We start from the raw sequence: 19,244 nt of genomic DNA, 5'->3' as shown, positions 1-19,244 counted from the left end.
GCTAGGACCCCGCGCCGACAGTTCTGGCCTGCAGGGTCGCGAGGTCGCGCTCGGCGTACCGGCGGTGCTCGAACTCCTCGCCGAGAATTGTGCCGAGGCACCTGCCGACCGCATAGCTCTCGGACGCCGGGTAGCCAGGCCCCGGGACGGGCGTCGTCTGCTCAGTCAGCTGATCGTCGGTGAGATCCGCGAGGAACGTCCGTACTGTCGTCATCCGATCGGTCCGCAGTTCGAGCACCTCGTCGAGCGACGGGCGTGCGGCGCGGTCGCGTGGCACGGGCGGGGTGTCGTGCATCTCGTCGTGGGGCAGGTCGAGCGGATGCCACGGCTCGGGTACGCCGAGGACCGCACGACGTACCCACGCATCGGTCGCGAACACGAGATGGCGAAGCGTCTCGATGAACGACCACTCGCCGTCCACCGACTCGTGCAGCAGCTCCGGCGGCAACCGGCGGGCCTTCGTCACGGTCTCGGACCACAGCTGTTCGAGCAGGTCCCACGCTTCGCGGTAGCCGTCGGCGTCGGTCGGGCGCATTCGCTCGCGGCCCGGGTACCGGCGGTTCAGTTCCGCGTCGACCAGCGGTACGACGTCGATGCCCCAAACCGTCAGGTTCCGGATGTCGCCGTCGAGCGACACGTCGACGAGGCGCGCGCCGCGAACCGTCGTACCGCTCAGGTTCACGTTGTCGAAACGGGCGCCGCTGAGGTCGACGTCTTCGAACACCGCGTTCCGGAGCGACGACCCCTCGAATCGCGCGCCGGTCAGATCCTGCGCCTTGAACTCGGTCACACCGTCAGCGTCGCAGACCGCGGCGCACGGCGGAACCGGCTCGTGATAGATCTGCTGTCGGTACGCCGGGATCGGGTGTGCCTCCGCCTTTCAGAACGGAGCGGCATGTACCGCAGGCTTGTCCTCAAGCTGTCCGGCCAGGCGATCGCCGGCCCCAACGAGTTCGGTTTCGCCAGCGACCGGCTCACCCATCTCGCGACCGAGGTGATCGCGCTGCGTGCCACCGGCGTCCAGGTCGCGGTCGTCGTCGGCGGCGGGAACGTGTTCCGTGGCAACCGCGCGGACGACTGGGGTATCGACCGGGTCGAGGCGGACAACATCGGCATGCTCGGTACCGTCATCAACGCGGTCCTGCTCCGCGGGCGGCTCGCGGCGCTCGGTGCGCACGGCGTACGGCTGATGACCGCGCTCCCGATCGACAACCTGGCCGAACCGTACATCCGGCTGCGCGCGCTCCGGCACCTGGAGAAGGGCTCGATCGTCCTGCTTGCCTGCGGCAACGGACAGCCGTTCACCACCACCGACTACCCGTCGGTGCAGCGCGCCGTGGAGCTGGAGGCGGACGCGTTACTGGTCGCGAAGAACGGCACCGACGGCGTGTACGACGCCGACCCGAACAAGCACCCCGACGCCCGCCGTTTCGACCACCTTACCTACGCCGAGGTCATCGACCGCGGCCTCGGTGTGATGGACCAAACCGCCTTCATCCTCGCCCGCGACCACCACCTCCCCCTCCACGTCTTCGACATCGACCGCCCCGGCGCCGCCTCCGCCATCCTCAACGGCACCCCACTGGGCACCCTGATCAACTGAGCTCCCGCGCGATCGTGTCGAGGTGGGGCTGGAACCAGTCACCGCCCGCTGCGTGCTCGGCCTGTAAGGCGATGAGGGACCAGAGCGCGCGGTACATCGAGAGAGTTCGGGGCGGTGCATCGATCGGGCCATAGCCGGTCAGGAATGCCGTCGTTGCCGCGGGGCCGGCCATGGACAACCGAGCGAGGTCGAACAGCGGGTCGCCGTACGTCGTGTCGCCCCAGTCGAGGATCCCGGTCAGCTCGGCGCCGGTTGCGTGCAGGTGGCGCAGATGCAGGTCGCCGTGCAGCAAGGCGGGTGTCACGCCCGCGACACTCTCGATGAACTTCGGCATCACCTCCGACACGCGCGCCGCGAGCCGGTCCGGGAGGACGTCGAGGCCGTCCAGCACACCCAGCAGCCGGTCGGCCCAGGACACCGATGGGTCGACGATCGTGTGCACGCGCCGCATGCACTCTCCGGTTGCCCGCAGGACCGCGCCGAGGTTCGGTGAGTCTGCGGCGAGGGGGCGGCCGGGCAACTCTCGCGTGATCAGACCCTGGGCAGACGACGCGACCACCTCGGGCGCGGGTACGCCGACCGATCGCGCGCGCCGGCACCCGTCGGCTTCCTCGGCCACCGTTGCGCCGATCTTCAAGTAGTAGACGGCAGCGCGGGTTTCCAGGCGGAAGGTCTGGTTGCCGACGAACCCGTTCACCGGTGTGGCACTGATGACGGGACCGACGTGGGGTGTTGCGAGCGCGGTGGGGTCGAGCACCCGCGTCAGCCTAGGTGTAGGCGGGGGCTAAATGGTTTGTTCGCGGGCGCGGAGGGTTGGTGTACTCGGGGCGTACCGAACGAGCAGGTGTCATTCAAAGGAGTCCGTCATGCGACCTCGCTTCATGGCTGTTGCGGAGACCTTTGACACCTGTTCTAAGGACATGAAGCGGCGTGGAAGTACTGAATCTTGGGATCCTGGCGCATGTTGACGCCGGAAAGACCAGCCTGACCGAGCGGCTGCTGTACGCCGCCGGAGTCATCGACGAGGTCGGCAGCGTCGACGACGGAAGCACCCAGACCGACTCGCTCGCGCTCGAACGGCAGCGTGGGATCACGATCAAGTCCGCGGTCGCCGCGTTCACGATCGGCGACGTCGGTATCAACCTGATCGACACCCCGGGGCACCCGGACTTCATCGCCGAGGTGGAGCGCGCGCTGAGCGTGCTCGACGGCGCGGTCCTGGTGATCTCGGCGGTGGAAGGCGTCCAGGCGCAGACGCGCGTCCTCATGCGCACCCTGCAACGCCTGCACATCCCCACCTTGATCTTCGTCAACAAACTCGACCGGCCCGGCGCGCGGTACGACGGCGTACTGCGCGAGATCGCCGCGAAGCTCACCCGGGAGATCGTCCCGATGGGCGAAGCGGCGTACCTCGGAACCCCCGAGGCGACGTTCAAGCCCATCGTGCAGGAGGACGTCCTCCTGGAGGTCCTCACCCGGCACGACGACGCACTGCTCCAGCGGTACGTCGACAACGAGCCGCTGTCGTTGCACGAGGCACTCGTCGCGCAGACGCACCGGGCGATCGTCCACCCGGTGTACTTCGGCTCCGCGATCACCGGCGCGGGCACCGAGGCGCTCGCCGACGGCATCCGGGAACTGCTCCCCCGCGCCCGGACCACCGGCGTACCGCTCGACGGCACCGTGTTCAAGGTCGAACGCGGACCGGCCGGCGAGAAGATCGCCTACGTCCGGATGTTCTCCGGCACGACCCAGGTGCGCGAGCGTGTCCGGTACGGCGACGCGGACGGGAAGATCACCGCGCTCGAGGTCGTCGGCGAAGGCCCCGCGGCCGCGATCCACGCCGGCCAGATCGGCCGTTTCTGGGGACTCGCGGAAATCCGTATCGGCGACACCCTGACCGATTTCCGGAACGTTTCCGCCACGGAGCAGCACAGTATTTCCGCGCCGGCCTTCTCCCCGCCGACGCTCGAAACGGTCATCACCCCGCGCAAGCGTTCCGACAAGGGCAACCTCCGTGTCGCGCTCACCCAGCTGGCGGAGCAGGACCCGCTGATCAACCTCCGCCAGGACGATCTGCGCCAGGAAACCTACGTTTCCCTGTACGGCGAGGTGCAGAAGGAGGTCATCGAGTCCACGCTCGCGACCGACTTCGGGATCGAGGTCGACTTCCGGGAGACCACCACGATCTGCATCGAGCGGATCGCCGGCACCGGGCAGGCGGTCGAGTTCAACAAGAAGGACGCCAACCCGTTCCTCGCCACGGTCGGGCTCCGCGTCGAGGCGGCACCGGTCAACGCCGGCGTCACCTTCGAACTGGAGGTCGAACTCGGCTCGATGCCGTACGCGTTCATCAAGGCCGTCGAGGAAACCGTCCGCGAAACCCTGCACCAGGGCATCCACGGCTGGCAGATCCCGGACGCCCGGGTGGTGATGACGCACTCGGGGTACTCCGCGCGCCAGAGTCACGCCCACGCCGTGTTCGACAAGAGCATGTCCAGCACGGCCGGCGACTTCCGGTTCCTCACCCCGCTGGTCCTGATGACCGCACTTCAGGAAGCGGGTACGTCGGTCCACGAGCCGATGCACCGTTTCCGTCTGGAGATCCCGACCGACACGACCCGCGCCGTGCTCGCGGCCCTCGCCCGGCTCCGGGCGATCCCGCAGGTCCCGGCGCTGGCCGCGGAAACCTCAACCCTGGAAGGAGAAATCCCCGCGGCCGCCGTGTACGAACTCGAGCAGCAACTCCCCGCCCTGACCCGCGGCGAGGGCGTCCTGGAGTCGGCGTTCGAGCGCTACCAACCGGTGACCGGCCCGGTCCCGGAGCGCCCGCGCACCGACCACGACCCCCTCAACCGCCGGGAGTACCTGCTCCATGTACAACGCCGGGTCTAAGCCGGGGTCGTCCACTCGACCAGTTGTACGACGACACCGTTGGGGTCGGTGACCTGGAACAGCTTCTCGCCCCAGGGCTCCTCGCGCAGCGGCATCGAGATCGTGACGCCTTCGGAGCGCAGGCGCTGCTCCTCGGCCTCGATGCCGCTGATCGTGAACGCCAGGATCAGGCCCGAGGCGCGCTGGTCACGCTGCTCGGGCGGCAGGATCTCGATGCCGCGCTGCAGCAGGACGAGATCGACGGCGTCGTCGTCGCGGGTGAGTTTCGCGAACCCTTCGGCCGCGACCTCCTCGGCGTACCCGAGGTACTTGGTGAAGAAGGTGTGCGAGGCGGCGACGTCGTCGACGGTCAGCGAGAGGGTGGATGCGTTGATCTTCATGGGGTTCCTTCCGGAGAACTCGGTGAACGGACGAACTGCGATCAGCGGTTGCCGCGCCGCGTGGTGAGGCGGCGGGCCACCGGCTGCTGGTAGCGCACGACGCGGGTCTGCGCCGTCCGCCGTCGGTCGCCGCGGCGGTCGAACACCGGGCCGGCCGCACCGTGTTTCGGAGTAGGCATCCACTACTTCCCTTCGGAGTATTTTTACGACGGGAGTAACTTTAGCCAGGGATCGTAGCTAGTGTCAACATACTTTTACGTCGGGGGTATGATTTCTCCCATGGATACCACGACGACCGCTCCCCTCGGGCTGCGCGAGATCAAGAAGCAGGAGACGCGGCAGTTGATCTCCGACCAGGCGACACGGCTCTTCATCGCGCAGGGTTTCGAGGAGACGACCATCGCCGAGGTCGCCGCGGCGGCCCGGGTCGCGAAGAAGACCGTGACGAACTACTTCGCCCGCAAGGAGGATCTGGCCCTCGATCATCAGGCCGCGTTCGTCGCCTCACTGGCCGACGCGGTGACCGCACGCCAGGCGGGCGAATCGGCGTACACGGCGCTGCGCCGCGCGTTCGAGGCCGCGGTCGCCGCGCAGAATCCGGTGGCGGGATTCGCCGGACCGGAGTTCACCCGGATGATCGCCGACAGTCCCACGCTGACCGTCTGCCTGCGCAGTCTCCACGATCAGCGCGAGCAGGCCCTGGCCGCTGCCCTCGCGCAGGCAGCCGGCGCGGAGCCGGAGGACATCGCCGTACGAACGGCCGCCGGGCTGCTCGGCACGGTGCACCGCATCCTGTTCCAGCGCATCCAGGACCTCACGCTCGCGGGCCTGCCCAACGCGGACATCGCCGGCATCGTCGCCGAGGAAGGCAACCGCGCGTTCGACCTGCTCGCGCCGTCCCTAGCTGACTACCCGAACGCCACGGACAACGTTTGAGCCGAGGTCGTCATCCGTGGTGATCTCGGCATCCAATCCGTGCTCGATCATCACCGCCCGTGCGAGTGGCGCCTGGTGATCGCTCATCTCGACGAACAGGTGGCCGCCGGGCTTCAGCCATGCGGCGGCGCCGGCGACCACGCGGCGCAGTGTCGCGAGGCCGTCCGGCCCGCCGTCCAGCGTGACGCGTGGCTCGTACAGCCGGGCCTCCGGCGGGAGGAGCCGGATCTCGTCGGTCGGCACATACGGAACGTTCGCCAGCAGTACGTCGACCTCGCCCCGCAACCGCTCCGGCAACGCCGCGAACAAGTCACCCTCGAACACCGTCCCGCCGAAAGGCTCCAGGTTCCGGCGCGCACAACGCACCGCGGCCGCCTCGATGTCAGCGGCATACAACGCCACCTCGCGCTCAGCCGCGACCGCGGCGCCCAAGGCTCCGGTGCCGCAGCCGAGGTCGACCACGACCGAACCCGCGCCGGTGACCCGCAGCGCCTCGGCCACCAGGAACTCGGTACGCCGACGCGGGATGAACACCCCGGGATCGACCGCGATCCGCAACCCGCGGAACGAGGCCCAGCCGACGACGTACTCCAACGGCAACCCGCCGACCCGCTGGTCGACCATCGCGGTGAGCTCGGCCGCGTCCCGCGCGGTCTCGGCGATCAGCGCAGCCTCGTCCTCGGCGAACACACAACCGGACGCGCGCAACCGCTCGACAACGGGGCCGAGCTCGACAGCAGACGATGAAACCCCCACAGCCGAGGCAGCCTACCCGAACGCGTTCACTCCGGTGAGCTGTGCCGATACCGTCCACAGCCGCTCCGCCGACGCGGGGTCGATCGCGTACGGGCGCACTCCTGGCGCGTCGTCGCTCGACACCTCGGCGACCTCGCAGTCCTCCAGGAACACGCCGCCGAGCCCGTCGAGCTGCGGCGACGTCGCCGCCCACACCTGCGTGGCCGCGCCCTGCTCCGCGCTCTTGAACGCCGGGTTCAGCGGGTTGCCGTCCTCGTCGATCCACCCGAAGTCGACCATTTCCTGCTTCTCCAGATGCCGCTGCAGCGGGGTCAGGATCCCACCGGGATGCAGCGCGAACGCCCGTACGCCGGAGTCCTTGCCGAGGGCATCGAGCTGGACGGCGAACAGCACGTTGGCCGTCTTCGCCTGCCCGTAGGCCTCCCACTTGTCGTACCCGAGCCGGAACTCGAGGTCGTCCCACCGGATGTCCGACCGCCGATGACCGGTCGACGACACCGACACGACCCGCGCGCCGCCGTCCGCGGCGATGGCCGGCCACAACCGGTTCACCAGCGCGAAGTGCCCGAGGTGGTTGGTCGCGAACTGCGCCTCCCACCCGGGCCCGACCCGCGTCTCCGGCGACGCCATGATCGCCGCGTTGTCGATCACGATGTCCACCGACCGACCTGAGGCCAGGAACCGCTCGGCGAACGCCTGCACACTCTCCAGCGAGCCCAGATCCAGTTCGTCGACCTCGGCGAGGTCGCCCAGAAGTTCCCGCGCCGCATCCGGCCGCCGCGCCGGTACGACGACCTGCGCGCCGGCCTTCGCCAGCGCCTTGGTGGTCTCCAGACCGAGACCGGAATATCCACCGGTCACGATCGCGAGCTTGCCGGTGAGGTCGATCCCGGCGAGTACGTCGTCCGCGGTGCTGTCGTGCCCGAAACCCGAGCCGATCTTGTGTTGTGCACTCATACCGTCGAGCGTACGAATTAGAGTTCACTCTAGGTCAAGTCGTGAGATGCGGGTCCAGCCGCAAGGATTCGGCCAGACGCTGCAGGGCCGGGTTCGGATTGTCCGGGCTCCAACACGCGTGCAGAGTGACCGAGTGCGCGTCGGCCGCCTCGAGTTCGCGGTAGCGGACGCCTTCGACGCCCATCGCCATGATGGAGCGCGGGATCAACGCACACCCGAGGCCGGCCCGGACCAGCGCAAGCATCGTGGGCACCTGCGACGCCAACTGGCTGACGGCGTAGCGATCCATGCCGATCATCGCCGCGCAGATGTCGTGCAGATACTGCGATCCCTCCGGGCTGTACCCGATGTAGTCGTCGGTCACGTCCACCAGCGACACCGCCCGGTCGCCCACCGCCAGTGGATGCGACGCGGGTACGGCGAGGACCAGGTCCTCCGAATGCACCAGCAGCGACTCGAACTGTTCCGGGATCGGCGGGCGCACCAGGCCGAGATCGATCTCCAGGTTCGCCAATGCCTCGAACTGTGCCGGGCTCACCAGCTCGGTCAGCTCCGCCGTCACCCCGGGCGTTCGCTTCCCGACCATGATCAGGAAGTCGGCGAGTACGGCGTACGCGCCGATCGCGGTGAACGCAAGCCGAAGCGTCCCGGTCGTTCCGTCCGCGGCGCGCCGGGTCGCCTCCGGAGCGACTTCCAGCAGCGCCAGCACCCGGCGGGCGTGCTCGAGGAAGACTCCCCCGGCCGCGGTCAGCCGGACGCCGCGGCCGGTGCGGTCGAAGAGGCGGACGTCGAGCGTGCGTTCGAGGCCCTGGATCTGGCGGGTCAACGGCGGCTGGGTCAGGTTCAGGCGCTGGGCGGCCCGGCCGTAGTGCAGTTCCTCGGCGACGGCGACGAATCCACGGAGTTGCTGGAGCGACAGGTCCATGGCGGCCATGCAAGCACGGTATCGGTCCATACGTAAATAGGCTTGGACCGGCATAACGGAAAGCGCCTACCGTCGGAGTCACATCCAGCTGAAGGAGCTTCCACGGTGTCGAATCCTGCGCCCAGACTTGCCGCCCTGCTGTCCCCCGAACGTGCCGCGGACGTGATCGACGCGGACACTCGCCGGTTGCTCGAGGACCGCTTCGAGGTCGTGTGGGCCGAGCCGCGACACACCGTCGGAGCGGGCTCGCTCGCGAAACCGCCGGCGCTCGACCCGGCAGTCGTCGCCGAGCTGGCGGCAGGCGCGGACGTGCTGCTGACCAGCTGGGGTACGCCGAACCTCGGCAAGGAACTGTGGGCCGACGGCAACGGCCCGAAGGTCGTCGCGCACGCCGCAGGCACCGTGAAGAACCTGATCGACCCGGTCATCCTCGACCAGGGCGTCGGGGTGTTCTCGGCCGGTCCGCGGATCGCGTGGTCGGTCGGCGAGTACTGCCTCGCGTCGATGCTCACACTGGCCCGGCGGCTGCCCCGGTTCGACGGGGCGGTCCGCGGCGGCGGGTGGAAGCAGACTGCGTACCGCGGGCATGAACTGGCCGGCGCGAAGGTGGGGATCATCGGCGCGAGCAGTACGGCGCGGGCGCTGATCACACTGCTCAAGCCGTTCGGGTGCGACGTGGTCGTGTACGACCCATACCTGAGCGCCGAGCGCGCCGCGGAACTCGGGGTCCGGCTGGCCGACCTGCCGGAAACGGCCGAAAGCGTTTTCTTGTCGATCCACGTGCCGAACGTGCCCGAGACGAAGGGCATGATCACGCGCGAGCTGATCGAGCGGCTTCCGGACGGCGCGGTCGTGATCAACTCCTCGCGCGGTCCGGCGATCGAGCAGCAGGCACTGCTGGAACACGCTGTCTCCGGGCGGATCTACGCGGCGCTCGACGTCTACGACCCGGAGCCGCCGACACTGGCCGAGAGCGTGCTCCGCGCAGAGAACCTGTTGCTCACACCGCACATCGCCGGCGACACCGCCGAGGGTCATCTCGCGCTCGCGGGCTACGTGCTGAAGGACGCCCTCCAGTGGCTCGAAGACGGCACCCGCGGTCCGAGCTTCGTCGACCCCACCCTCTGGTCCATCGCCGCCTGACTGAGAGGACCGATTATGTCCCGCATCACTCAGGTCGAGGTCTTCGCGGTCGCGGTGCCGTTCGCGCGCCGGTTCGTCCTCGGCAGCGGCGCCGTCGGTTCGCCCGACGCCGCGCCCGACCAGGCCGGCGCGGTGATCTTCGTGAAGCTCACCACCGAGGACGGTGTGGTCGGCTGGGGCGAGCAGCGAGCGCTCCCCAGCTGGAGCTACGAGACCGCCGAGACGATGGCCGTCGTCATCCGCCGCCACCTCGCCCCGATCCTTCTCGAACTCACCCCGTTCGACGTCGAGCTGTTCCACCAGCGGGCCGCCAAACGGCTCAGCCCCGCGGTCTCGAACGGTTTCCCGTTCGCCCGCGCGGCCGTCGATGTCGCGATGCACGACGCGGCCGGCAAGCTCGCCGGTGTCCCCGTGCACGCGCTGCTCGGCGGCAAGATCCACGACGAGATCCAGCTCTGCTCGGCCATCGGGGTCGGGGACCAGGAGACGGTCCGCGAACACGCACTCCAGTCGTCGGACTATGCGGCGTACAAGGTCAAGATCGGCGGCGACCTGGACGCGGATACCGCCGCGATCGAGACCGTCGCGGAAGTTGCCGACGGCAAACCGCTGTGGCTGGACGCCAACCAGTCCTACCGCCCGAGCGCCCTCAAGCAGCTGCAAGATCGCATCAAACACATCCGGACAGTGCATTGCGTCGAGCAACCCGTCCCGAGCACCGACACCCTCGCGATGCAGCGGGTGCGCGAGCTCATCGACCTCCCGGTCGCGATCGACGAAGGCAGCTTCTCCGCCCAGGACCTCGCCCGCGCGATCCGGCTGAATGCCGCCGACCTGGTCGTGGTCAAGGTCTGCAAGTCGGGCGGGCTGCGGAATGCCCTGAAGACCGCCCAGACAGGACTTGCGGGCGGCGTCGAACTGCTCGCCAGCGGCCTGACCGACTGCGGAGTCGCGTTCGCCGCCGCGCTGCACGTGTTCAGTCAGCTCGAGCTCGCTCTGCCCGCCGAGCTCAACGGGCCGGAGCTGCTGACCGATCTGTACGTGGACGGGCTGAGCATCACCAAGGCCGTCGCAACGGTCCCCACCGCCCCTGGACTGGGCGTCGAGGTCGACGAGGAGCGCATCCGCGCCGAGTCGATCGACCTGCTCTACCGGTGAGGAGAACAATGAGCACCAACCTGACCCGCCGCAGGTTTCTCGAGCTGACCGGCCTGGCCGGTGTCGGGGCCGTCGCGGCCGGATGTTCGTCGGGGCCGCCGGACGGCACCGCCACCTGGGCGATGTGGTCGAGCAGTGCCGCCGAGAAGAAGGTCTGGGAGGACTTCGGCAAGTACGTCGAGCAGCAGCTCGGCGTGAAGTCCGTGGCCACCTTGACCCCGTCCAGCGGCTACCCGACGAAACTCGACCTGCAACTCGTCAGCGGTACCGCGAGCCTGGTCACCGCGCTCAACGGCACCCTGATCCTGACGTACGCCGCCCGCGGCGCGCACCGCCCGCTCGACGACCTGATCGCCGCCGACCCCGACTTCGCACTCGACGACTTCTACGAAACGAGCCGGAAGATCTCGGGGTTCAACAACAAGACGTACGCGATCGGCTTCGACGTCGCACCGACCGTCATGTACTACAACAAGGACCTGCTGAAGAAGCAGGGCGTCCCGCTGCCGTCCCGGACCGAACCGATGTCGTGGGCAACGTTCCGCGACCTCGCCAAGCAGCTCACGAAACCCGGCGAGCAGTACGGTTTCACCTGCGCACCGGCCATCGACGACCTGGTGTCGTGGATCTACTGCGCCGGCGGGAACGTGATGAGCGCCGACGCCAGCCGCAGCGCGCTCAAGGACCCCGAGGCGATGGAGGCGCTGCAGTTCGTCATCGACCTGTTCGTGAAGGACAAGGTCACGCCGCCGATCAAGAACCTGGTCACCGAGAGCTCCCTGTCCAACTTCCTGCAGGGCAACGTGGCCTTCATGCAGAACGGGCCGTGGCAGGTCGTGAACGCCCGGAAGGCCAAGTTCGACTGGGACATCATCCCGTTCCCGGCCGGCGCGAACGGGAGTACGCCGCGGGTCTCGGGATCCAGCTTCGCGATTCCATCGGGGGTACGCGAGGGCGCCGAGCTCGACCTCGCGTGGAAGCTGCTCAAGACCCTGACCAGCACCGGCGCGCTCGACATCTACGCCAAGGCCGGTCGCAACAACCCGGCCCGGCTGAGCGCCGGCAGCGCGTTCCAGCCGCCGCCCGACAACCTCGGGATCGTCCAGGACATCCTGGCCGGCAAGGTCGCCGGCGGCCACGCCTTCGACGTCACCACGAACTGGAACCAGGTCAAGCAGCTGCTCGGTCAGGATCTTCCGCGCACGTTCCTCGGCCAGGTCGGCGTCGCGGAGGCCATCACCGGCCTGACGCCGCGTCTCGACGTACTGATGCGGCAGCATCTCGACACCGTCCGCCAAGCCACAGCCAGGAAGGGGTGAGCACCATGGCCATTTCGACGGCAGATACCGCACCCGCCATCACCACACCGGCACCGACCAAACAGGCCCCACCACCCCGCTGGCGCAGCCGGGAGGCGCTCACCGCCTGGCTCTTCATCCTGCCCAGCCTGATCGGCTTCCTGATCTTCACCGCCGGACCGGTCCTCGCCGCCGGCGTCATCTCGCTGCTCAACTGGAACCTGTTCAGCGCGCCCACGTGGGCCGGGCTGCACAACTTCGCCCGCCTCGGCCCCGACCCGACATTCTGGTCGGCGCTCGGCAGTACGGCGTACTTCACGCTCGTGAGCGTCCCGCTGACCATCCTCGTCAGCCTGCTGCTCGCGCTCCTGCTCAACTCCGGCCTGAAGCGGATCGCCGTCTTCCGCAGCCTGCTGCTGTTGCCGTACGCAACCATCACGGTCGCGGTCGCGTTCGTCTGGATCTGGCTCTACATCCCGCACGACGGCCTGGTGAACGCCGTGCTCGGATGGTTCGGCATCACTGGCCCGGCCTGGCTCATTTCCGACACCTGGGCGATGCCCGCGCTGATCCTGATGAGCGTCTGGAAGAGCTTCGGCTTCGGTATGGTCGTCTTCCTCGCCGGTCTCCAGGCGATCCCGCAGCAGCTGTACGAAGCGGGCCGGGTGGACGGGACGTCGCCGTGGAAGAGCTTCCGGCACATCACGCTGCCGATGCTGTCCCCCGCGCTGTTCTTCGTGATCGTCACGTCGGTGATCGGATCGTTCCAGGTCTTCGACCAGGCGCTGATCATGACGAACGGCGGCCCGGGCACCCGCACCACCACGCTGGTCATGTACATCTACCGGACCGGCTTCGAGAACTACGACCAGGGGTACGCCGCCGCGCAGTCGCTGGTCCTGTTCGCGTTCATCGTGATCATCACCGCGGGCCAGTTCCTCTTCCAGCGGAGGCTGGTGCACTATGACAACTGAAATCCGCCGGAAGCTCGTGCTCTTCACCTGCTTCCTCGTCACCGGCGTGACGCTGATACCGGTCGTCATGATGGTGCTTGTCGCGTTCCAGTCCGACGGCGAGTCGATGGCCGCGAAGCCGTCGTTCTGGCCGAGCAGCTGGCATCCCGAGAACCTGACCCGCGCGTTCGAGCTCGTCCCGCTCGGCAAGTACCTGCTGAACACGATCTACTTCGCCGCCGGTACGACGCTGCTCGAAACGGTCACCGCGGCGCTCGCGGCGTACGCGTTCGCGCGGCTGAACTTCCCCGGCCGGAGCTGGCTGTTCGGTATCTACCTCGCGACCCTGATGATCCCGTCGCAGGTGACGCTGATCCCGCAGTTCGTGCTGGTCGCGAAGCTGCACGGGATCGACACCTGGCCAGGCATGATCCTGCCGCACGCGTTCACCGCGATCGGCGTGTTCCTGCTCCGGCAGTTCTTCCTCGGCATCCCGCGCGACTACGAGGAGGCCGCCCGGCTGGACGGCGCCAACCGGTGGCAGGCGTTCGTCCGCGTCATCGTGCCGCTCGCGGTGCCGGCCATCGCGACGCTCGCGGTGTTCAAGTTCATCGGGCAGTGGAACAACCTGCTGTGGCCGTTGGTGATCTCCAACAGCGACGCCACCCGGACCGCATCGGTCGGCCTGCAGGTGTTCCAGGACACCAACGGCACCCAGTGGAACCTGCTGCTGATGGCCGCCACCGTCACGACCGTGCCCCTGATCGTCCTGTTCTTCCTCACCCAACGCTGGTTCGTCCGTGGCATCACCATGAGTGGCCTGGGAGGTCGTTGATGTATTTGTGGTCCGTCTTCACCAAACCCTGGCTCGGGTTGCCCGGCGACGAACTCGGCCGGCTGATCTCCGGACTCGGGTTCGCCGGCGCCGAGGTCCCGGTGCGCGACACGGCGTACGTGACACCGGCGAGCGCCGAGGCCGAGCTGCCGAAGTTCACCGCCCAGTTACGGGCCGAGGGCATCGAACCGATCAGCGTCGCGAGCGACCTGTCCGAGCAGGTCTTCGCCGCCTGCGCGGAGTCCGGCGTCCCGATGATCCGGATCATGGCCGACCTCGGTCCCGACGGGTACGCCGCCTCCGTACGGCGCAACCGTGAGCTGCTCGAGAGCGCCGCAGTACTCAGCGAGCGGTACGACGTACAGGTCGGGGTGCAACCGCATCACGGGCGGTACGTGTCGTCGACGCTCGGCGTACTGCAGTTGCTCGACGGGCTGCCCGATCGGTTCAAGCTCGTGTGGGACGCCGCGCACGACGCGCTTGCCGGGGACCATCCCGCCGTGACGTTGGAACTCGGCGCGGACCGGCTGGGCATCGTGAACCTGAAGAACGTGCACTACCTCCGGACGGACGGCGCCTGGAAGACGAACTTCGTCGAGGCCGAGGAAGGGCTGTCCGATTGGTCCGCCGTGTTCGCCGCGTTGCGGCAACTGCAGTGGAGCGGCCCGATCTGTCTCACCGCGCAGTACTCCACGGGGCCTGTCGAGGAACGGCTGGAAAGAGATCTGCGGTTCGCTGTCACATCCGCCGCGCAGCATCCGTCAAGGGAGTGAAAGCAACCAAACCCTGATGGAGAAGCGATCATGCAAGCACGGATGACCAACCCCGCAATGGTTCTGCCCGACGCCACGAAGGGCATCCAGAACATCTACAAGGCGATCGGGCAGTCCGGCACCGACGGTCCGACGCTCGAACTCGTGCATCTGCGGGCCAGCCAGATCAACGGCTGCTCGCCGTGTGTGTTCGGCGGCGTCAAGTCGGCGCTGAAGAACGGCGAGACCGACGAGCGGCTGCACCAGGTCGCCGCGTGGCGGGACTCCGACCTGTTCACCGACGCCGAGCGCGCGGCCCTCGAGATGACCGAGGCCGCGACCCGGCTGGCCGACAACCCGACCTCGGTCACCGACGAGATCTGGAACGCCGCCGCCGACCACTTCGACGAGAAGGAACTGTCGGCGATCATCCTGATGATCGGCCTCACCAACCTGTTCAACCGCCTCAACACGACGGTGCGCGCTCCGGCCGGCGCCACCTGGTGACAACTATCGTGAGCCCCTGACCGGGGCGGTGGGGTGGGGCCGATTTCGACACAGATGTCGAGAAGGCGTCCGGGGCTCCGACGTCCCCGGTGAATGGAGGCAAGCCCATGAAATACATGCTGCTGATCTACGGGAATCAAGAGACCTGGGACACCCTGCACGCCGCGGGCATCGACCAGGTGATGGAACAGCACGGCAAGCTCATCGACGAACTGAAGACACGCGGTGAGCATGTCGACGACAGGCCGCTGACCGTCGCGAACTCGCGCGTGGTCCGGGTGCGGGACGGCGTACCGACGGTGACGGACGGACCGTTCACCGAGGCGAAGGAAGTGCTCGCCGGTTACTACGTCGTCGACTGCAGTCTGGAGCGCGCGACCGAGATCGCCGGGCGACTGCCCGAGGCGCCGTACTCCCCCATCGAGATCCGGGAGTTCACGGATCCGGAGGAGAGCTGACCGGAAGGAACTGTCCAGGGACTTGCCGGCCTCAGCTGGGCGTTGGACACCTGAGACCGGCGAGTCACTGACTCAGACCGCTGACGCGAGGGTGACCCCACCTGAGGCGGGTTCATCACCCATGCCCCGGCCACCTCGGACGTAGACGGTAGTGCCGGGCGCCGGCGCGGTTTCACCGTCGCCGAGTCGTAGCGTGGTGGTCAGTCCGTTGCTCAGTCTGAGCAACGCCACGCGTCGCGGCCGCACCGACGGAATCGACGAGTTCACCTCGTGGATGCCGGTACACACCGCCGGTTGGATCGAAGCCCGCCCGAGTCCCGCGTTGCCGTGACTCCTCACATCACGGCACTGCTCGGCGAGCCTACTCATCGCTGACACACTTCCCCCTTCTCATCGTTACTCTCCCCGAGTGATAGATCAGGCAACCCTCGCTGAGAGTGACGACGTTTTCAAGGGATGGTGACCGGAATCCCGAGTGCCGGAATCCCTGTCCAGCACTTGTTACCGCGCCTTCTTACTGACCACCGAAGCCAGTGGTAGCAATGCCCTTGATGATCTGGCGCTGGAAGAACAGGAACACCACGACCAGCGGCAGCGCGGCCAGGATCGCGGACGCCATGTTCTGCGCGTACTGCAGCCCGTAGGCGCTCTTCACCGTCTGCAGGCCGACCGGCAACGTCATCAGGTCCGCATCCGTGGTCACGATGAACGGCCACAGGAAGTTGTTCCACGCCCCGATGAACACGAAGATCGCCACCGCGGCGAGGATCGGCCGCGACAACGGGAGCACGACGGACCAGAACACCCGCAGCCGCCCGGCGCCGTCGACCCGCGCCGCGTCCTCCAGCTCGACCGGGATCTGGTCGAAGAAACGCTTGAGAATCAGCACCATCGCGGGCGCGAACGCCTGCGGCAGGATGATGCCCCAGTACGTGTCGACCAGGTTGAACGCCAGCATCTGCCGGAACAACGGCACGATCAGCAACTGCGGCGGGATGATGATCGCCGCGATGATCGCGGCGTACAGCAGCCGCTTGCCCTTGAAGTTCACCCGCGAGAACGCGTACCCGGCCAGCGCCGACGTGGCCACCGTGACGAACGTGATCGCCACCGACGTGATCAGGCTGTTCCACGCCCACGACGGGATGTCGCCCGCCGACAGCACCTTGCGGTAAGCCTCGAAGCTCAGACCGTCCGGCGGGCTCAGTGTGATCTGCGATGCACCGGCGTCCGCCTCGCTCTTCAGGGACGTCAGCACCGCCCAGGCGAACGGAACCAGCCACGTCACGGCCAGGACCGCAAGCACGAGCAGCGCGGCAATTCTGGACACACTCCAAGGGTTTTCGCCTGGCTTGTGCGTTTGTTTGATACCCCGGCTGATTCCACGGCTCAAGGTGTACGTGCTCATGCGGCGCTCCTGCGGTTGATCAGCTTGTACTGCGCCAGCGACACCAGGACGATGAGCGCGAAGAACAGGTACGAGATGGCCGACGAGTAGCCGAACCGGTAACCGGTGAAGCCGGACTCGTAGATGTACTGCACGATCGACCGCGTCGTCCCTGCCGGACCGCCGTTGGTCAGCATGTAGATCTGGTCGAACACCTTCAGCGACGCGAGGATCTGCAACGTGACCAGCAGCGCCGTGGTCGGCGCCAGCTGCGGGATCACGATCGAGAACAGCTGCCGCCACTTGCCCGCACCGTCGAGCGCCGCGGCCTCGAACTGCTGCTCGGGGATGTTCTGCAGCGCCGCGAGGTAGAGCAGGAAGTTGAACCCGATCGTCCACCACAGCGTGGTGACCACGACCGAGATCATCGCCACGTTCGGATCCTGCAGCCAGGCGACGGGCGCGATCCCGAACTCCGCGAGGACGCCGTTGATGAGCCCGAGCTTCGGGTTGTACATCCAGCTCCAGAACATCACCACGACGGTGGACGCGAGCAGGTACGGCAGGAAGAACGACAGCCGCCACAGCCAGCGCCCCGGCAGGCCGAGGTTCACGAGCAGTGCGAACGCGAGCGACAAGACGATGAGCGGGATCGTGCTCAGCACCGTGAACCACACCGTGTTCCCGAGCGACTTCCACATGTCCGGGTCGCGCAACGCGTCCACGTAGTTCGAGAAACCGACCAGTCCGCTCCCCGCGCCGGTCAGCGTCTCGCCGGTGAAGCTGAGGTACAGGCCGTAGATCGCCGGCACCACGAGAAAGAGCACGAACAGTACGGCGAACGGCGCCGCGAACGCCCAACCCGCCAGGGTCTCGCCACGTTTCGCGCGAACCTTGCCCCGAGCGGTGACCTCCTCCGCCGTCGCGGGCGGAGTGTCGATTGCAGTAGACATCTGTGCCTCCTCTCTCACACCGGCTGCGGACGGTCGAGCAGCTTGTTCAGCCGGTCGACGAACCCGTCGAACCCGGCCGCTGGATCACCACTGCCGAGGAACACGTTCTGCACGTTCTCGGCGAAGTAGTTCTGGAAGTCGCTGCCCGCGCCGCTGAACCACACGTCCGGGTCGTAGTTCACGTACGCCGGGATCCCCGCGTAGTTCGACTGCGGCTTCAGCGCCTGGTACTCCGCGCTCGTCGCGACCGGCTGGTACGCCGGGATGTGGCCGCCGCCGGCCCACTTCACCGACCGCTTCAGCAACTCGGCCACCATCGTGTACACGTGCTTGCGGCGCTCCGGCGACACCTTCGACTGCCGCGGCAGCACGAACGTGTGCGAGTCGGCGTACGCCGCCTGGGTCCCGAACATGGTCGGGATCGGCACCGCGTCGACGGGCAGCTTCGCTTCCTTCAGCACCGGGAGCTCCCACACGCCGCCGAAGAACATGCCGCTCTCGCCGTGCAGGAACTCGCTGGTCGCCGTACCGCCGTCGCCGCTGCGCGAGGCGATCGTGTCGTTGAGCAACGACTGGACGAAGGTCAGCGTCTTCACCGCGACGTCCTTGTCCACCTGGGCCTTCTGCCCGGGCACCAGCGTCATCTCGGCGCCGGTCTGCTTGTAGAGCGTGTACCAGAGTCGCCACATCTGCGCGCCGTCGCCGAGGTACCCGTACGACAGGCCGTGCTTCCCGGTGACCTTCTGCAGCTTGGTCGCGACCTCGGTGAACTCCTCCGGGCTCTTCAGCGAGTGCAGAGCCTCCGTGACACCGGCCTTCTCGGCGTGATCGGTGTTGTAGTAGAGCACGAACGGGTGCGTGTCGAGCGCGATCGCGTACAGCTTCCCGTCGTACTGGCACTTCTCCCAGACGCGGGCCGGGAAGTCCTCCTTGCGCAGGCCGGCCTCGGCGAGCAGGTCGAGATCCCACGGCTCGAGCAGGCCGCCCGGCGCGTAGCCGGCGATCCGGGAGGCGTGCATGATCGCCACATCCGGAGCGCGGCCGCCGGCCGACGCCATCGCGAGCTTCGTGTAGTACGGCGGGCCCCAGGCGAGCACCGTCTGGGTCGTGCGAAAGCCGAGGTTCGCGGCGTTGACGGCGTCCACCAGGCCTGCCATCACCGTCCCGTCGCCACCGGTCAAGAGATGCCAGTAGTTCAGGTTCGCTGCCGACCCACCGGGCGCGCACCCGGCGAGCAACCCACCACCGGCGAGCGCTGCTGCGGATTTCAGCAGCGTGCGCCGGGAGAAATGTTCAGTCATACGGTCTCCTTCGCGGATCGACCGAATGATTACATCGTTGGAACAGC

21 protein-coding genes are annotated in these 19,244 nt (G+C 67.7%); 11 read left to right on the top strand and 10 right to left on the bottom strand.

Translation table 11 applies throughout. The features are described 5' to 3' along the window. Position 1 precedes the first annotated feature (1 nt). Positions 2 to 790, bottom strand: a complete 789-nt coding sequence (locus E0H92_RS32545; RefSeq protein WP_131461546.1) for a DinB family protein — start codon at positions 788 to 790, stop codon at positions 2 to 4. A gap of 105 nt (positions 791 to 895) precedes the next feature. Here E0H92_RS32545 and pyrH point away from each other — a divergent pair, with 105 nt between their 5' ends. Then, positions 896 to 1,603: a UMP kinase gene (pyrH, locus tag E0H92_RS32540; RefSeq protein ID WP_131461545.1), complete on the top strand. Its 708-nt coding sequence runs from the start codon at positions 896 to 898 to the stop codon at positions 1,601 to 1,603. Here the strand turns inward: pyrH and E0H92_RS32535 are convergent. Further along, on the bottom strand, positions 1,596 to 2,360 hold the full coding sequence (locus E0H92_RS32535) for a phosphotransferase family protein (protein ID WP_165550132.1): 765 nt from the start codon (positions 2,358 to 2,360) through the stop codon (positions 1,596 to 1,598). The two genes, pyrH and E0H92_RS32535, sit on opposite strands and share 8 nt — an antisense overlap. Positions 2,361 to 2,533: 173 nt before the next feature. Here E0H92_RS32535 and E0H92_RS32530 point away from each other — a divergent pair, with 173 nt between their 5' ends. Beyond that, positions 2,534 to 4,498, top strand: a complete 1,965-nt coding sequence (locus E0H92_RS32530) for an elongation factor G (RefSeq protein WP_131461543.1) — start codon at positions 2,534 to 2,536, stop codon at positions 4,496 to 4,498. Here E0H92_RS32530 and E0H92_RS32525 read toward each other — a convergent pair. Further along, entirely contained in the window at positions 4,495 to 4,878 is a 384-nt protein-coding gene (locus E0H92_RS32525) for a VOC family protein (protein WP_131498945.1), read from the bottom strand. The two genes, E0H92_RS32530 and E0H92_RS32525, sit on opposite strands and share 4 nt — an antisense overlap. Before the next feature lie 41 nt (positions 4,879 to 4,919). Beyond that, a complete protein-coding gene (locus E0H92_RS44395; protein WP_165550131.1) occupies positions 4,920 to 5,057 on the bottom strand; it encodes a hypothetical protein in 138 nt (45 codons plus the stop codon). A 100-nt stretch (positions 5,058 to 5,157) separates the two neighbouring features. On the opposite strand from E0H92_RS44395, the gene E0H92_RS32520 reads away from it, so the two are divergent. Next, positions 5,158 to 5,814: a TetR/AcrR family transcriptional regulator gene (locus tag E0H92_RS32520; RefSeq protein WP_131498944.1), complete on the top strand. Its 657-nt coding sequence runs from the start codon at positions 5,158 to 5,160 to the stop codon at positions 5,812 to 5,814. On the opposite strand, the gene E0H92_RS32515 is transcribed toward E0H92_RS32520, so the two are convergent. From E0H92_RS32515 to E0H92_RS32505, 3 genes are read right to left on the bottom strand one after another with little or no spacing between them, the layout of a single operon-like run. After that, complete coding sequence (locus E0H92_RS32515) at positions 5,779 to 6,570, bottom strand: putative protein N(5)-glutamine methyltransferase (protein ID WP_131498943.1); 792 nt, start codon at positions 6,568 to 6,570, stop codon at positions 5,779 to 5,781. The genes E0H92_RS32520 and E0H92_RS32515 overlap by 36 nt on opposite strands. 12 nt (positions 6,571 to 6,582) lie before the next feature. Next, positions 6,583 to 7,527: an SDR family NAD(P)-dependent oxidoreductase gene (locus E0H92_RS32510; protein WP_131498942.1), complete on the bottom strand. Its 945-nt coding sequence runs from the start codon at positions 7,525 to 7,527 to the stop codon at positions 6,583 to 6,585. A 34-nt stretch (positions 7,528 to 7,561) separates the two neighbouring features. Beyond that, entirely contained in the window at positions 7,562 to 8,461 is a 900-nt protein-coding gene (locus tag E0H92_RS32505) for a LysR family transcriptional regulator (RefSeq protein WP_238173693.1), read from the bottom strand. Positions 8,462 to 8,557: 96 nt separating this feature from the next. Here E0H92_RS32505 and E0H92_RS32500 point away from each other — a divergent pair, with 96 nt between their 5' ends. The 8 genes from E0H92_RS32500 to E0H92_RS32465 all read left to right on the top strand — a co-directional run bounded on the left by E0H92_RS32500 (position 8,558) and on the right by E0H92_RS32465 (position 15,556). Continuing rightward, positions 8,558 to 9,595 carry a hydroxyacid dehydrogenase gene (locus tag E0H92_RS32500; RefSeq protein WP_131498941.1) on the top strand — a complete coding sequence of 346 codons (1,038 nt, stop codon included), beginning with the start codon at positions 8,558 to 8,560 and terminating at the stop codon, positions 9,593 to 9,595. 15 nt (positions 9,596 to 9,610) lie between these two features. Further along, a complete protein-coding gene (locus tag E0H92_RS32495; protein WP_131498940.1) occupies positions 9,611 to 10,753 on the top strand; it encodes a mandelate racemase/muconate lactonizing enzyme family protein in 1,143 nt (380 codons plus the stop codon). Positions 10,754 to 10,761: 8 nt separating this feature from the next. Continuing rightward, complete coding sequence (locus E0H92_RS32490; RefSeq protein WP_131498939.1) at positions 10,762 to 12,072, top strand: ABC transporter substrate-binding protein; 1,311 nt, start codon at positions 10,762 to 10,764, stop codon at positions 12,070 to 12,072. A 5-nt stretch (positions 12,073 to 12,077) separates the two neighbouring features. Beyond that, complete coding sequence (locus E0H92_RS32485) at positions 12,078 to 13,025, top strand: carbohydrate ABC transporter permease (protein ID WP_131461535.1); 948 nt, start codon at positions 12,078 to 12,080, stop codon at positions 13,023 to 13,025. Then, positions 13,015 to 13,839, top strand: coding sequence for a carbohydrate ABC transporter permease (locus E0H92_RS32480; RefSeq protein ID WP_131461534.1), 825 nt, complete (start codon positions 13,015 to 13,017; stop codon positions 13,837 to 13,839). The genes E0H92_RS32485 and E0H92_RS32480 overlap by 11 nt, the downstream gene beginning before the upstream one ends. Next, complete coding sequence (locus tag E0H92_RS32475; RefSeq protein WP_202873944.1) at positions 13,839 to 14,612, top strand: sugar phosphate isomerase/epimerase family protein; 774 nt, start codon at positions 13,839 to 13,841, stop codon at positions 14,610 to 14,612. Before E0H92_RS32480 ends, E0H92_RS32475 begins: the two co-directional genes overlap by 1 nt. Positions 14,613 to 14,642: 30 nt before the next feature. Beyond that, a complete protein-coding gene (locus E0H92_RS32470) occupies positions 14,643 to 15,098 on the top strand; it encodes a carboxymuconolactone decarboxylase family protein (RefSeq protein ID WP_131498938.1) in 456 nt (151 codons plus the stop codon). A 107-nt stretch (positions 15,099 to 15,205) separates the two neighbouring features. Beyond that, positions 15,206 to 15,556 (top strand): YciI family protein, encoded by a 351-nt coding sequence (locus tag E0H92_RS32465; RefSeq protein ID WP_131461531.1) that lies wholly within the window; start codon positions 15,206 to 15,208, stop codon positions 15,554 to 15,556. 514 nt (positions 15,557 to 16,070) lie between these two features. Here E0H92_RS32465 and E0H92_RS32460 read toward each other — a convergent pair. From E0H92_RS32460 to E0H92_RS32450, 3 genes are all read right to left on the bottom strand, one after another. Further along, positions 16,071 to 16,886 (bottom strand): carbohydrate ABC transporter permease, encoded by an 816-nt coding sequence (locus E0H92_RS32460; protein WP_238151498.1) that lies wholly within the window; start codon positions 16,884 to 16,886, stop codon positions 16,071 to 16,073. 74 nt (positions 16,887 to 16,960) lie between these two features. Beyond that, complete coding sequence (locus E0H92_RS32455) at positions 16,961 to 17,896, bottom strand: carbohydrate ABC transporter permease (RefSeq protein ID WP_131461530.1); 936 nt, start codon at positions 17,894 to 17,896, stop codon at positions 16,961 to 16,963. 14 nt (positions 17,897 to 17,910) lie between these two features. Next, complete coding sequence (locus E0H92_RS32450; RefSeq protein ID WP_202873943.1) at positions 17,911 to 19,197, bottom strand: extracellular solute-binding protein; 1,287 nt, start codon at positions 19,195 to 19,197, stop codon at positions 17,911 to 17,913. Positions 19,198 to 19,244 lie beyond the last annotated feature (47 nt).

It is taken from the genome of Kribbella speibonae, assembly GCF_004331375.1.
GTDB lineage: Bacteria > Actinomycetota > Actinomycetes > Propionibacteriales > Kribbellaceae > Kribbella > Kribbella sindirgiensis.
Note: the sequence above shows the minus strand (reverse complement) of the source record. Positions and strands in the feature narration are given on the sequence as shown.

What these genes read in the sequence shown, in the direction of transcription:
- pyrH (WP_131461545.1), top strand. Translation starts at nt 896, where the DNA reads ATGTACCGCAGGCTTGTCCTCAAGCTGTCCGGCCAGGCGATCGCCGGC.
- E0H92_RS32525 (WP_131498945.1), bottom strand. Translation starts at nt 4,878, where the DNA reads ATGAAGATCAACGCATCCACCCTCTCGCTGACCGTCGACGACGTCGCC.
- E0H92_RS44395 (WP_165550131.1), bottom strand. Translation starts at nt 5,057, where the DNA reads ATGCCTACTCCGAAACACGGTGCGGCCGGCCCGGTGTTCGACCGCCGC.
- E0H92_RS32520 (WP_131498944.1), top strand. Translation starts at nt 5,158, where the DNA reads ATGGATACCACGACGACCGCTCCCCTCGGGCTGCGCGAGATCAAGAAG.
- E0H92_RS32510 (WP_131498942.1), bottom strand. Translation starts at nt 7,527, where the DNA reads ATGAGTGCACAACACAAGATCGGCTCGGGTTTCGGGCACGACAGCACC.
- E0H92_RS32505 (WP_238173693.1), bottom strand. Translation starts at nt 8,461, where the DNA reads ATGGCCGCCATGGACCTGTCGCTCCAGCAACTCCGTGGATTCGTCGCC.
- E0H92_RS32495 (WP_131498940.1), top strand. Translation starts at nt 9,611, where the DNA reads ATGTCCCGCATCACTCAGGTCGAGGTCTTCGCGGTCGCGGTGCCGTTC.
- E0H92_RS32490 (WP_131498939.1), top strand. Translation starts at nt 10,762, where the DNA reads ATGAGCACCAACCTGACCCGCCGCAGGTTTCTCGAGCTGACCGGCCTG.
- E0H92_RS32485 (WP_131461535.1), top strand. Translation starts at nt 12,078, where the DNA reads ATGGCCATTTCGACGGCAGATACCGCACCCGCCATCACCACACCGGCA.
- E0H92_RS32480 (WP_131461534.1), top strand. Translation starts at nt 13,015, where the DNA reads ATGACAACTGAAATCCGCCGGAAGCTCGTGCTCTTCACCTGCTTCCTC.
- E0H92_RS32475 (WP_202873944.1), top strand. Translation starts at nt 13,839, where the DNA reads ATGTATTTGTGGTCCGTCTTCACCAAACCCTGGCTCGGGTTGCCCGGC.
- E0H92_RS32470 (WP_131498938.1), top strand. Translation starts at nt 14,643, where the DNA reads ATGCAAGCACGGATGACCAACCCCGCAATGGTTCTGCCCGACGCCACG.
- E0H92_RS32465 (WP_131461531.1), top strand. Translation starts at nt 15,206, where the DNA reads ATGAAATACATGCTGCTGATCTACGGGAATCAAGAGACCTGGGACACC.
- E0H92_RS32455 (WP_131461530.1), bottom strand. Translation starts at nt 17,896, where the DNA reads ATGTCTACTGCAATCGACACTCCGCCCGCGACGGCGGAGGAGGTCACC.
- E0H92_RS32450 (WP_202873943.1), bottom strand. Translation starts at nt 19,197, where the DNA reads ATGACTGAACATTTCTCCCGGCGCACGCTGCTGAAATCCGCAGCAGCG.